The sequence below is a fragment of the Thalassotalea euphylliae genome (genome assembly GCF_003390375.1).
GTDB classification, from domain to species: Bacteria; Pseudomonadota; Gammaproteobacteria; order Enterobacterales; family Alteromonadaceae; genus Thalassotalea_F; species Thalassotalea_F euphylliae_A.
This window is the reverse complement of record NZ_QUOT01000001.1, coordinates 1,608,435-1,620,835: the sequence shown is the minus strand read 5'-3', so window position 1 is coordinate 1,620,835 and position 12,401 is coordinate 1,608,435. Positions and strand designations below refer to the sequence as shown.

The 12,401-nt window shown below is 43.2% G+C and carries 16 protein-coding genes and 1 riboswitch; of the genes, 6 read left to right on the top strand and 10 right to left on the bottom strand.

Features of this window, described 5'->3' with window-relative positions:
• Position 1: 1 nt before the first annotated feature.
• The 9 genes from DXX94_RS07225 to moaA all read right to left on the bottom strand — a co-directional run bounded on the left by DXX94_RS07225 (position 2) and on the right by moaA (position 6,225).
• Positions 2-1,123: an ATP-binding cassette domain-containing protein gene (locus DXX94_RS07225; RefSeq protein WP_116014835.1), complete on the bottom strand. Its 1,122-nt coding sequence runs from the start codon at positions 1,121-1,123 to the stop codon at positions 2-4.
• Complete coding sequence (modB, locus tag DXX94_RS07220) at positions 1,123-1,842, bottom strand: molybdate ABC transporter permease subunit (protein WP_116014833.1); 720 nt, start codon at positions 1,840-1,842, stop codon at positions 1,123-1,125. Before modB ends, DXX94_RS07225 begins: the two co-directional genes overlap by 1 nt.
• Entirely contained in the window at positions 1,835-2,812 is a 978-nt protein-coding gene (modA, locus tag DXX94_RS07215) for a molybdate ABC transporter substrate-binding protein (RefSeq protein WP_116014832.1), read from the bottom strand. Before modA ends, modB begins: the two co-directional genes overlap by 8 nt.
• Positions 2,812-3,297 (bottom strand): molybdopterin synthase catalytic subunit MoaE, encoded by a 486-nt coding sequence (gene moaE, locus DXX94_RS07210; RefSeq protein ID WP_374188829.1) that lies wholly within the window; start codon positions 3,295-3,297, stop codon positions 2,812-2,814. The genes modA and moaE overlap by 1 nt, the downstream gene beginning before the upstream one ends.
• A gap of 3 nt (positions 3,298-3,300) precedes the next feature.
• Positions 3,301-3,549 (bottom strand): molybdopterin converting factor subunit 1, encoded by a 249-nt coding sequence (gene moaD / locus DXX94_RS07205; RefSeq protein WP_116014830.1) that lies wholly within the window; start codon positions 3,547-3,549, stop codon positions 3,301-3,303.
• Entirely contained in the window at positions 3,543-4,031 is a 489-nt protein-coding gene (moaC, locus tag DXX94_RS07200) for a cyclic pyranopterin monophosphate synthase MoaC (protein ID WP_116014829.1), read from the bottom strand. Before moaC ends, moaD begins: the two co-directional genes overlap by 7 nt.
• A gap of 3 nt (positions 4,032-4,034) precedes the next feature.
• On the bottom strand, positions 4,035-4,577 hold the full coding sequence (gene moaB, locus DXX94_RS07195; protein WP_116014827.1) for a molybdenum cofactor biosynthesis protein B: 543 nt from the start codon (positions 4,575-4,577) through the stop codon (positions 4,035-4,037).
• Positions 4,577-5,221, bottom strand: a complete 645-nt coding sequence (locus DXX94_RS07190; protein ID WP_258872119.1) for a molybdenum cofactor guanylyltransferase — start codon at positions 5,219-5,221, stop codon at positions 4,577-4,579. The genes moaB and DXX94_RS07190 overlap by 1 nt, the downstream gene beginning before the upstream one ends.
• Positions 5,222-5,223: 2 nt before the next feature.
• Positions 5,224-6,225 carry a GTP 3',8-cyclase MoaA gene (gene moaA / locus DXX94_RS07185; protein ID WP_116014826.1) on the bottom strand — a complete coding sequence of 334 codons (1,002 nt, stop codon included), beginning with the start codon at positions 6,223-6,225 and terminating at the stop codon, positions 5,224-5,226.
• A riboswitch (molybdenum cofactor riboswitch) is annotated at positions 6,212-6,394 on the bottom strand. (Overlaps the previous gene by 14 nt.)
• 87 nt (positions 6,395-6,481) lie before the next feature.
• On the opposite strand from moaA, the gene moeA reads away from it, so the two are divergent.
• Positions 6,482-7,717 (top strand): molybdopterin molybdotransferase MoeA, encoded by a 1,236-nt coding sequence (gene moeA / locus DXX94_RS07180; protein ID WP_116014824.1) that lies wholly within the window; start codon positions 6,482-6,484, stop codon positions 7,715-7,717.
• Positions 7,718-7,863: 146 nt separating this feature from the next.
• Here the strand turns inward: moeA and DXX94_RS07175 are convergent, their stop codons facing one another.
• Positions 7,864-8,229: a DUF3718 domain-containing protein gene (locus DXX94_RS07175; RefSeq protein WP_258872118.1), complete on the bottom strand. Its 366-nt coding sequence runs from the start codon at positions 8,227-8,229 to the stop codon at positions 7,864-7,866.
• Between the two features lie 403 nt (positions 8,230-8,632).
• On the opposite strand from DXX94_RS07175, the gene DXX94_RS07170 reads away from it, so the two are divergent.
• From DXX94_RS07170 to DXX94_RS07150, 5 genes are all read left to right on the top strand, one after another.
• On the top strand, positions 8,633-9,001 hold the full coding sequence (locus DXX94_RS07170; RefSeq protein ID WP_116014823.1) for a YebG family protein: 369 nt from the start codon (positions 8,633-8,635) through the stop codon (positions 8,999-9,001).
• Positions 9,001-9,759 (top strand): M48 family metallopeptidase, encoded by a 759-nt coding sequence (locus DXX94_RS07165; RefSeq protein ID WP_116014821.1) that lies wholly within the window; start codon positions 9,001-9,003, stop codon positions 9,757-9,759. Before DXX94_RS07170 ends, DXX94_RS07165 begins: the two co-directional genes overlap by 1 nt.
• 691 nt (positions 9,760-10,450) lie before the next feature.
• Positions 10,451-10,816, top strand: a complete 366-nt coding sequence (locus DXX94_RS07160) for a response regulator (RefSeq protein ID WP_116014819.1) — start codon at positions 10,451-10,453, stop codon at positions 10,814-10,816.
• Positions 10,816-11,421: a chemotaxis protein gene (locus tag DXX94_RS07155; RefSeq protein WP_116014818.1), complete on the top strand. Its 606-nt coding sequence runs from the start codon at positions 10,816-10,818 to the stop codon at positions 11,419-11,421. The genes DXX94_RS07160 and DXX94_RS07155 overlap by 1 nt, the downstream gene beginning before the upstream one ends.
• Positions 11,421-12,371 (top strand): sensor domain-containing diguanylate cyclase, encoded by a 951-nt coding sequence (locus tag DXX94_RS07150; protein ID WP_116014816.1) that lies wholly within the window; start codon positions 11,421-11,423, stop codon positions 12,369-12,371. Before DXX94_RS07155 ends, DXX94_RS07150 begins: the two co-directional genes overlap by 1 nt.
• The last annotated feature ends 30 nt before the right edge of the window (positions 12,372-12,401 follow it).

The following is a 12,401-nucleotide window of genomic DNA, read 5'->3' as shown; positions in this document are numbered from 1 at the left end:
CTTAATCTCCTTGATAAGCCAGTTGTTGCAAGGCACTTGCCTTAAATTGTAGATAAATCGGTTGATTAACCGCTAATGCCAGTTGCGACAATGAATAACTGGTAATAGCTGAAAAAAATTCCTGACCGCTGCAGTTCACCGTTAACAAGGCTTGATGTTGATGAACTGATATATGCGTAATAATACCGGACAGCTGGTTAACGATAGAGCTATGATCTGGCGGTGAGGTGCAAACACTAATATCGCTGGCAAGAATACTACATACACTGCTGCCTTGGTTAAAGATAATGCGGTCGCTTAAGGTATATAGCTCTAGGCCATTTGGCGTGCGTAGTTGTACTAGACCGTTTTGCCCCGCTAGACCGTTTTGCCCTGCTAAGCCTTTTTGCTCTGGCAAGTCAGTTTGTTCTATTTTTAATACCGTTTGCGGTACGATACGTTGCTCTTGGGTGAGCTGACCAACCACGCCTGAGATTTCGCCACGCTGAATAATTTGACCATTTTCCATCACATAAAGCTGTTCGCATAAAAACTCATGTTCACTCATATTGTGACTGACAAATAGCATAGGCATTTGGGTGGTGAGATACAGCGACTTAATCAGTTGTAAAATGGCTAGTTTATTTTGTCTATCGAGCGCGGTAACCGGCTCATCTAATATTAGCAACTTAGGTTCTGCCAATATTGCCTGTACTAATGCAACTTTTTGTCGTTCACCACCTGAGAGGTACGTGACTTTGCGATCAAGTAGCAAGGTTAACCCAGCTTGCTCGATAATCTTGTCGGCATCGAGTGTTGGCGACGGCAAGCGTTTGCGGCCAAAGAGCAAATTGTCTCTCACGTTTAAGTGAGGAAACAAGCTGTCTTGTTGAAATACACCGACGATGCGCCGGTGCTTGCTCGCGACATTTAGGCGCTCTTTAGTTGCCAATAGCTTAGTGCCAGCCAGAGTGATATCACCAACTGCAGGCGTTTTTAGGCCAGCAATGGTTTTTAATAGCGTAGACTTCCCCGCACCTGAATGACCGAATAAGCCAACAATACCCGTTAGCGGTATGCGCTCTTCAATTGCTAAGGAAAAATTGGCCAGCTGTGCCTTGATGTTAACGTCTAAATAACTCATTAGTCTTGCCTTAGCCTACGCGAACTCTCATTTGCACTCTCGTATGAACTTCGTTGGTCATGGTAAAAATTGAGTAAATAGATCAGCGCTAGCGTAACTAATGAGCCGATTAGCAGTATCGAAGCCAGTAAATGTGCTTGTTGATAATCAAACGCTTCAACATGGTCGAATAATGCGATAGATAACACTCGAGTTTCATCAGGAATATTGCCGCCGATCATTAGTACCACACCAAACTCGCCCACGGTATGAGCAAAACCTAAGGTTGCCGCGGTGACAAAGCTGGCTTTGGTCAGTGGTAAAATAACGTGGAAAAATAAGTCGAGCTTGGTTGCACCTAACATGCGTGCTTTGGCCAAAACATGTGGATCAATTTGTTCGAACGCTTTTTGTAGTGGCTGAACAACAAAGGGCAGTGAATAAAACACTGAGCCGATAACAATTGCCGAAAAGCTAAACGCTAGTTGCTGGCCGGTAAGCGACTGCCATAATTGGCCGGGCAGGGCATCTGGCGCAAAGGCAATAAGTAAGTAAAAACCTAACACGGTTGGCGGTAGAACCAATGGCAAAGCAACCACAGCCTCAATCACCACTCGCCATTTTGATTGTAACTGGCTTAACCACCATGCCAGCGGTGTGCCCAGCAATAGTAAAATCAGGGTTGTGACACTTGCCAGTTTAAGTGTTGTGAAGGTGGCTAATAGATCAAATTCAGTCATGGCGAGTGGCACTTGGTATATCTTGAGACAACTGCGCAGGGGTACTCAATGCATTAATGGGCAAATAGCCGAGTGAAGCGATCTTTTCTTGTTGTTCAACATGCGTAAAAAACGCAACCAGCTTACTCGATAGTGCAGGGTGTTTACTGGCAGAAAGTACACCTGCGTATTGGGTGAGCATCTCAGGGCTTGTAAGGGTAACTTGATGCACAGGCAACTGATGGGCGACTAGCTGACTAACCGCAACTAAGCCCCAATCGACGGCGCCAGAATGAGTTTGCTGAAAGGTTTGATTGACATTATTGCCGACAATTGCACTTTTGCGATATTGCTGCCAAAGTTCATGCTCGGTTAACCACGCTTGTGCCGCTTTGCCATAAGGGGCGGTGATTGGATTGGCAATGGCAATACGTTTAGCAACAAAGTCTTTGTTGATAATAGCTTGTGGCGTTAGAGCCGGATTTTTCGCCGCATAAATGGCGAGTTGGCCTATGGCATACGGAGCAAGCGTTGTTTGCTTGATAAAGCCGTTATCGGCTAATCGCTGCGGATGCTGGCGATCAGCAGAAAAAAATAAATCAAATGGGGCGCCATGTCGAATTTGCTGGTAAAGCGCACCGCTAGCACCGCTTATCCAATGGATTTTTAGGTTATATTGCTTTTCAAAAGGAGTGGATAATTGTTTTGCACTGGCCGCAAAATTACTGGCAACGGCTGCTCTAAGCACGACCTCTGACTGGGCGTAAGCACTGGCGCTCAATGCTGCCAAGCTAAACAGGGCAAGTAAGTTAAAAAAATTAAACGAAAAAAAGCTAAATAAGCCAAATACGTTAAATAATATAGAGCGAAGCTGTTTAAGGTTAAGTTTATGAACGAAAGAAGCAGGCAAGTGACAGCAGCGCGAGCGCAAATCGACCTTGTTGAGAAAGGTTTTAATGAACTTATTAGTCGGTGTTAAAAACTGCTGCATCACCAAGTAATTGCTTTGTCTTGATCACTTTGTCTGGCGTCTATCCAAACTTCGCCATCGGTTCGTGTTTCTTTTTTCCAAAATGGCGCTTCAATTTTGAGGTAGTCCATAATAAATTCGGCAGCGGCAAATGCATCACCACGATGTGCACTAGTAACGCCAACAAAAACGATATTATCGCCAAGGTTCAGCTGGCCAACGCGGTGAATAACCACGACTTTATTGATCACCCACTTAGCTCTGGCGCTATCAACTATGCGGTTAAGTGACAGTGCTGTCATTGCAGGGTAGTGCTCTAGAAACAAGCCCGTTACTTGCTGACCTTCATTTTGCTTACGCACGCGGCCCGTAAACGTCACAACTGCGCCATCTGCTTGGTTGTTAGCTTGCAGTAATGCGATTTCATCACCAGCATTAAAATCAGCTTCGCTCACTCGTACTTTGGTGTCGATTGAGTCGGCGCTATTAAGGTCAGTTACAGTCAACGCTTAGCCTCCGGTAACAGGTGGGAAAAATGCGAGCTCATCACCAGCACTTACCACCGTATCTTTACTCACCATTTGTTGATTAAGTGCGGCTAAAATATTGTTGCTACTTAGAGGAGATTGCCAACTAGGGTGCTCTTCAATCAGTTGCGTCAGCACTTGTTCTACAGTGGTGTTTTCGGTAATTGTGAGTTGAACCGAAGTTTGACCAAGCTGCTCACGCAATCGAGCAAAAAATAATATGGTTAGCATGATTGTGTGCGCTCCCAGTGTCCGCTTTTACCACCTGATTTAGTAGTTACCGCGATCCCTTCAATCACCATGTTAGGGTCAACGGCTTTACACATGTCAAACAAGGTTAAACAGGCAACTGACACCGCCGTTAGTGCTTCCATTTCAACACCGGTTTGGCCTGAAAGCTTGCATAGGCTAGTGACTTTAACTCGGTTGTGCTCAGGCTCGGGGGTAAAATCAACTTGAACTTTTGTCAGCATCAAAGGGTGGCAAAGCGGAATTAAATCGCCACACTTTTTCGCCGCCTGAATACCGGCGATGCGCGCTACGGCGAACACGTCTCCTTTTTTATGTTTGCCTTCGGTTATCATGGCTAAAGTGTCTGCCGACATCTTGATATAGCCTTGTGCTGTCGCCTGACGCTGCGTGACCGCTTTGTCAGTAACATCAACCATGTTGGCTTCACCTTGTGCATTCAAATGAGTTAGTGAATCACTCATCAATTAACCTCGGGTATGGCAGTTAACATCAATATTTTTCAGGTGTGGTGCAAAGTTACACGGCTTGTGGCTGGCATCAAGCTGCTCTGCCAATAACTTATCCCATGCGGTTTTACAGGCGTTAGTTGAGCCGGGTACACAAAATACTGCGGTACCATTCGCCATGCCAGCAAGGGCACGAGATTGCACCGTAGAAGTGCCAATTTCACCTAATGAAATATGGCGGAAGGTTTCGCCGAAACCTTCAATCTGTTTGTCAAATAATGGCATTAAGGCTTCAGGCGTGTTGTCACGGGCAGTAAAACCGGTGCCGCCAGTTGAAATAACCACTTGCACATCGTCACTGGCAATCCATTTCGAGACAATGGCACGTAATTGATAAACATCGTCTTTCACTATCGCCTTTTTAGCCAGTGTATGGCCTGCTCGAGTTAAACGCTCAACCAGTGCTGCGCCTGAGGTATCAGTTTCTTCACTGCGGGTATCTGAAACGGTAAGTACAGCGATATTCAATGGAATAAATTCAGGTAAACTTGCTTTGGCCATTAATAACTCCTTAGTGGCGTCAACAGTTGCGACTGAGCTTGTTGCCAGTCGTCAGGGGTATTGGTATTGGTTAATGTACTGGGCGTTAAGCACCTAATTGACTGATGTGGCATTTGTGCCAATAGCGCCTTAATCGAAGGCCCTTTCGCACTTTGACTTAGTTGAACTAAGTGCTGATTAAAAAACAATTCAGTATAGGCATTGTTTGGCAAATAAAGCGGTAGTGAGTGCTGTTCAAAACGTACCGCCTGCTTTAGCAGTTGCCCAGCCTGTTTTAACTGAGTTAATACTTGGGCGTTCATCAAGGGCAGGTCAACAGGAATAATTAATGCTGCCTGACAAGGTACTTGTGAAAATACACTGTAAATACCGCCCAGTGGCCCAAGTTGTGGCATTAGATCAGGTACGATATTGGCCTTGTTTTCGGTCTTGTTTAAAGGCGAATCTGTGGTTAAGTTTTCTGATGAAGTGCTAATCACTACGCGATCAACACCCGCATCAGCAAGTAGTTCTTGGCTAAATGACAACATGGTTTGCGAACCGGCTTGCTGCGCGCGCATTAGCTGCGACTTATTTTTCCCCATGCGGCGTGACAAACCACCCGCGAGCACTATGCCAATGCAGCCATTTTGATGGTTATTCAAGTTTAGCCTCCTAACATTGACAAATGTTTAGTGGCACCGGTCAGCCGGTCTTGTAAAAAGTGACTAACCTTTTTGTCGCCCAATAAGGAGGTAATTTCTGCTGCTATGCGTTCAATCTTTTCGTCATTGCTTTGAGTATCGCTTTGCGTGTTTGGGGTTAACAAGTGACGCAATTCGTGCCCTTGCTCGGCAAACAAGCAAAGGTGAAGTTTGCCTAGCGAGCTAATTCTCAGGCGGTTACAACTCGCACAGAAGTCCTTGCTGTACGGCATGATAAGGCCAATTTTGCCAGCATAGTCTGGGTGGTAAAACTCTTGCGCTGGGCCTGCGGCTTTATCTTTTAAAGCTGGTAGCCAACCATTTTGTAGCAAGTGACACTTAATGGTGTCGCCACCAACATGCTGTTGATCGAAGAAGGTTGTGTTGTCACCAGTTTGCATCAACTCGATAAATCGCAGTGAAACCGGCTTGTCTTTTACCCAAGCTAAAAAGCGTGACAGTTCATCTAAATTAAAACCGCGCATTAATACAGTATTTACTTTCACTGTTAATTGCGGCGCTGCAAGTGCTTGGTCAATGCCTTCAAGAATAGTGGCTAACTTGTTGTGGCCGGTAATTAGCTGAAACTGTTTGGCATCTAAACTATCAATACTGATATTGATGGCGTCTAAGCCAGCATCTAACCAACTTGGCAAATGCTCAGGTAATTTATAGCCATTAGTGGTGATGGCAACTTTTTTAATACCTGAGGTATTTTTGCAGGCACTGATAATTTCAGGTAAATCTTTTCGTAAAGACGGCTCACCGCCAGTAATACGAATTTTCTCGGTGCCTAAACGAGCGAACGTTGCCGCCAGTGTTTTGATTTCGGGCAGGGTAAGAAAGTTGCGATCGTGATCGCACTGATAACCATCAGGCAAGCAATATTGGCAACGAAAGTTGCATACATCAGTAATTGAAAGGCGCAGATAATAAAATCTGCGACCGAAAGCGTCTTGTAACATCTCACCTTTCCAAATGCGGGAGGCTAGCGCGTTTCCTTGCTAACCCTGGTGGTTTGACTAGTGGTCGCTGTATTGCGTTGCCACTCGTTAACCACGGCTTATCAGACTTATCTTTGTCGCTTGATGCAACAAATACTTAGCGCTGAAAAGCTCGGCGAACCAAATTGTTCCTTAAGCATAACAATTCACAGCTGGATTTCAAACTTGCATAAAACCCAGTATATTGAGCAGGCGCAAATTATTATAAGGTTTTGTCATGGCTGATTGTTTTAGTCAATCGGGTTTGCTGCCATTTGAGCAAGCGAAAACCCTCATATTAGAAAATGTTCCAACCCACAACGACAGCGAAGAAATTCCAATTGAACAGGCAATTGGTAGAGTTCTAGCCAGCCAAATGCTAAGCCCCGTTAATGTACCGCCTCATGATAATTCAGCGATGGACGGCTATGCCTTTGCTCAGGCAAGTGTTGAGCATACCAGTAGGCTAAGGTTGGTAGGCAAAGCGTTTGCAGGTGCACCCTTTAAAGGCCAAGTCGGTGCTGGTGAATGTGTTCGAATTATGACCGGTGCTAAATTGCCTTTAGGCTGTGACACGGTTGAAATGCAAGAAAATGTTGAGGCTCAAGACGATCAGCTTGTGCTGCAACAAGCAACGAAGCACGGTCAGCACGTTAGAGCGACAGGTGAAGATATTCAGCAACAACAAGTATTGATGAACAAAGGTCATCAGTTGACGAGTGCTGATATAGGTACCTTGGCTTCTATTGGAATTGCCTCCGTCGCCGTTGTGAAACCGCTGACTATTGCGTTGATTGCGACAGGAGATGAGTTAAAACAGCCTGGTGAAGTGTTAACGGAAGGGGATATTTTTGAGAGTAATCGCTTCTTTTTGTCGGCTATGTTGACCAAACTACCAGTTAAGGTGATTGATTTTGGCGTTATCGCTGATGATAAAGAGCAACTGCGAGCAGCGTTTAATCAAGCTAACCAGCAAGCCGACGTAGTCATCTCAAGTGGCGGCGTTTCCGTGGGGGAGGCTGACTACACTAAGCTGATTTTGGAAGAATTAGGTCAAGTGGGCTTTTGGAAAATTGCCATGAAGCCAGGCAAACCCTTTGCTTTTGGTAAACTAGCGAACAGCACCTTCTTTGGTCTGCCGGGAAATCCCGTATCAGCATTGGTAACTTTTTACCAGCTAGTGGTGCCTGCGCTTTACCAAATGATGGCTGCCAAAATGCCACCGCGCGTTAAACTGCCGGCAGTAACAACCTCAGCACTAAGAAAAGCACCGGGGCGAATGGATTTTCAACGGGCGGTTTGGCAGTTAAATAGCGAAGGCCAACTTGAAGTGACAAGTACAGGCTCACAAGGCTCTGGCATCTTAACCAGTATTGCCAAAGCTAACTGCTTCATTTTGTTACCACAAGATCAAGGTCGAGTGGAGCAGGGCGGAACCGTGATGATAGAGTTGTTTGACGAGTTAATCTCATAATTAGCTACTTTCCTGAACAGTAATTTCTAGAGCGGCTCAGGTGTTACTAGCAGTGACTTAAGGATTAGTTTTAAGAAATGATGTGCTCATTTATGAATGATTGTAATGAGCACACCGTTTTCTGAACTGAGGCATGAGATAGTCACTTATTCAATAAAGTTAACATAAATTTTATCCGCTTTGGCTACGTCGATAATTTCAACACCACCAATACTGTTTTGTAGTCGAGAGGCGGTTTTATAAGCACCGCGGGTTTCCGCAAAAGTAATAATATCGTCGCCATTACACATAACTTTCAACGCAACGTCATGTGTTGATAGATTGTAATCCTCCATAGCCACTTTCATTCGAATGGGCTTGTTGCTAGCCGCTGATTTACATACTTTGATCAATGCGCGCTCTACTTGTTTGTCCATTGCCATGCTATTGCCGCTTACCAGCGCCAACGATAAACCTGCGACAACGCCAGTGATGACAGTTTTAACCTTAGTTGTTTTGATTGGGCTATTCATTGTTAATCTCCTTAATTTAGATGGCGTGCAAAGTGTTACTGAGAGTCAATTAGCACGCTTGTTTAAAGTGCTGTTGTAGGTGTATTGCCAAGCACAAGTTAATAGTGGTGTTTTTTCATCGAAAAGTTGTTAATGAGTCGAGACTGGCTGTAAATATCTTTACCGCAGAAAACAGGTTGTTCGTCGCTAAGTTACTAATAAATGGTCTTTTGTGGAAAATGTGAATAATGATTTTTGAAAAATAAAGTTACATTCTATAGCGGTAACATGAGTCTATAGCCGATAAACGGCGACAAAAATTTGGTGAAAAATTGGAATTGTGTTACTGTTGATCTATACAGTTTATTGTCTAATGTTTTGCTGCGTTATATTAAGTGCAGTGTTCGGTAAATGAGGGAAACGCATGGCAGTTGAAAGTCGGTTTGTGGTAATTAGAGATGGCGTGGAGGTGCAGACGTTTATGGATAAGAAGGCCGCTGATGAATACGACAAAATGTTGGATATGGCAGATAACTTGTCTGCGATGCTCACCGATGCACCAATCGAATTGTCAGAGCAAGTAACTGAAGACCTCAGTATCTTTTTAGCGGAGCGACGCGAAGAAGTGCTCATTGCGCTGCAAGCGAAAAAGCCAAAGCCAACACCAAAAACTGAAGCGCAGTCTGCAAGCAACAAAGAGCAAGCATCAAGTAAAGTAAGTAAAAAAGATAAAGCGACTAACACTAGTAAAGCTGATAGTAGTGACGAAGAACAGCTTCCAGAAGCAAGTTAGTGACTGCAAACTTACAAACCGGATCTTCGGGTAGCTTGTCATATCGATTGATTTATAGTGATAAACGCAAAACAATAGGTCTACAAGTTAAGCACGGGCTTATTACAGTTCGTGCTCCCTCCTTTGTTGATAAGACTTTTGTTGAGCGATTTGTGGCCAGTAAAGCAAGCTGGCTTAGGGCAAAAGTTTCTCAACAGCACAATACAGAAAACCGCTTACCACGCTATCGGCTTATGGATGGTGGTCGTATGCTATTTATGGGCAAAGAGTTCGATATTACAGTACAAACGGGTCGCAGAAGCAGTATTGACCTTGGTGATGAGGCTTTCTCTTTTAAACTGCCAAGCAGCTATTTTGCTTCAAGTGAAGATGAAATAAATAGTAAAGGCACACCTAGCAAGTTAACACTTCAATTGGAAAAACAGCTTGATCAATGGCTCAAAGAACAGGCGTTAAAATACCTGCCTGAGCGGGTCAGATATTGGTCATCAATAACCAACTTACTTCCGCAAGAGGTATTGATTAGGAAGTACAAATCCCGTTGGGGAAGTTGCACGAGTCGAGGCGTTGTCAGCTTAAATAGCCGGCTAATGTTGTGCCCTGTCGAAGTTGTTGACTATGTTATTATTCACGAGCTTTGCCACTTAGTTCACCTTAATCATTCCGCAAAATTCTGGCAGCTTGTAGACAGGCACTGCCCTGATATGGAACAAGCTAAATATTGGCTTAAACAAAACCAGCGAGAGTTCTATTTTTAATTTCAGTAGCATTCTATAAATAGCTAGCGCTTGAACATTTGTTTAGGCTGCTTTTTCCACATGCAATTAAGTTTAAGCTACTCAGCTAATCAGACTTCCTGTGCTTTGTAATAATTGCTTAAGTTACCTAGCGCTTTATTTTTTCAACTGTTTTTATATCTTTCTATATAAGCCTTTTCTTTGCACATAATTTGCCCCTGCGAATATTTTCGTATTTTTTCTTGAATGCGTAATTTTTATACGACTACAGCGGTTATATATGAAAATTATTTGTTAATTGAGCGTTAAATTTAACGAACTATTTTCAAATTTTTGGATCAAACAATGCATAAGCAGTAAATCAGAGGTAAGAATGCACAAGTAGTAAGGTTGGGTTTATGAGGAAAGGTCATGAAATTAGCAATGAACGTTGTCAAAATGGTATTGATATATTGTATATCAGCGATAATTTCGCTCTTGTTAATTAAGCTACTGTTGCCATTTTAAAGGCTTTTTTGCCACAGAATTATTTTTTTGTACCAACTGGTTTGGTGCAAGGTCTTTACTTATCTCTGTATTTTTCGCCTAATTTACCTATCTTTTGCCATGTGTCTAAAAATCTTACAAATATTGCTGATATTCATTAACAATTTGAAAAATATGCGTTAGATTAGATTATTAAAATAATAATAACGAAAGGAAGTACCTCTTTATGAGTTCGTCGGTTCTTATTTGTGATGACTCGAATCTCGCGAGAAAACAAGTATTAAGAAGTTTGCCCTCGCAATGGGATGTAGATGTTCAACTCGCCAAGAATGGTCTTGAAGCATTGTCTGTGTTGCGCACTGCCAATATTGATGTCATGTTTCTTGATTTAACCATGCCGGAATTAGACGGTGTCGGTGTGCTTGAAGCACTTCAGCAAGAAAATATAAGCCTGCCTGTATTTGTTATTTCTGCAGATATTCAACCTGAAATGCAAAATAAAGTGTTAGAGCTAGGCGCAAAGGCTTTTTTGCGTAAGCCTATTAATGCCGATACCTTAGCCTCGACTTTGCAAGATTTTGGAATTCTGTAATGGCGTATGAATTAACTGAAGATCAACAAGACTGCTTGCAAGAGTTGATCAATGTTGCCATGGGTCAGGCGAGCGATCAGCTCGCTCGCTATTTAGATTCTTTCGTCTACTTAACCGTACCCAATATCGCCTTAGTCAATGGTCAAAAGTTGAGTAATGACCTTGTTGCTAATGAAGCATCTATGGCTGTTGTGAGCCAAGGTTTTTTTGGTTATGAGGGGATTCGTGGTGAAGCCTTGCTGGTCTATCAACACAAAGATTCGGATCGTATCGGAGATTTGCTCGGCTACGAGCCCGATGAATTGTCGGTTGAAGAGCAGTTAATCGATATTAGCTCAATTTTAACAACCACTTTTTTGAATGTATTTGCTAGCCAAATAGAAAACCAGCTGTCATACAGTGCACCAAAATTACTAGCAGATAGTAAAGGTACCTTATCGGCTCATTTAACTCAGCTTTCGTTTGATTGGGATACGGCATTGACGGTAAATATTAATTATCAGGTGACCGACTACTCGTTCAATTGTGAAATGATTTTGTTAATTCCAGAAGCTGCGATCGATAACATTAAAACCGTTATTGATAGGATCTTGGCAGACTTTTAATGACTGAGAGTATGATGGACAGCCAAATAATTGATCAATTAAATTCTGGTGTTTTACTGGTCGATCTGAACTATAAACTCGTCCATTGGAACCGCTTCCTCGCTGTTCATGTTAATAAGTCTTTTAATGACGTTGTTGGGCAATCAATATTTGATGTCTTTCCAGAGTTACCTAGACGTTGGTTAGAGCGCAAGCTAAATAGTGTTATTCAACTAGGCACACCAAGCTTTTGCGGTTGGGAGCAACGACACCACTTATTTGAATTACCGCACACTCGGCCAATATCAACAGACAGCGAGTTTATGGCACAAAACTGTACGTTCTTGCCCTACCTTGAGCAGCAGCAGTTGGCAGGGGTTTATATCTTAATTGAAGATGTCACCGATGTATGCCATTACCAGTCAATGCTCAAAGCCACGATGCAGGAGCTTGAACTAGCGACTCGAATTGATGGTCTCACTAAGGTTTACAATCGCAAGTTCTGGGAAGAGTCACTTACTCATGAGTTTTTGCGTGCCAAGCGTTATGCTTGTGACATGAGTTTGTTGATGTTTGACCTTGATCATTTCAAGTCCATTAATGATAACTATGGTCATCAATGTGGTGATCTTGTCCTTGTCGAAGCTGCGCAGCGAGTTAACTCGCTATTACGCGATGCTGATATTTTGGGGCGCTATGGTGGCGAAGAGTTCGCTGTTATTTTAACGGAAACAGCACAGTTCGGTGCGGTTGAAGTCGCCGAGCGAATTAAGAAATCGCTCACTGCAACTCCTGTAGTATTTAATGGCAAAGAGATTTATTTTTCTGCGAGCATTGGCATTGCTTCATTTAACTCTGAGCAAACCAGCCATGAGACGCTAATTGCTGAAGCTGATGCCGCTTTATATCGGGCGAAATCGTCAGGGCGAAATAAAATCTGCCTCTCTCCAACACTTTATAAGTGTTCTTAATACCAAAAACGTTAAACCATCACAAAATAG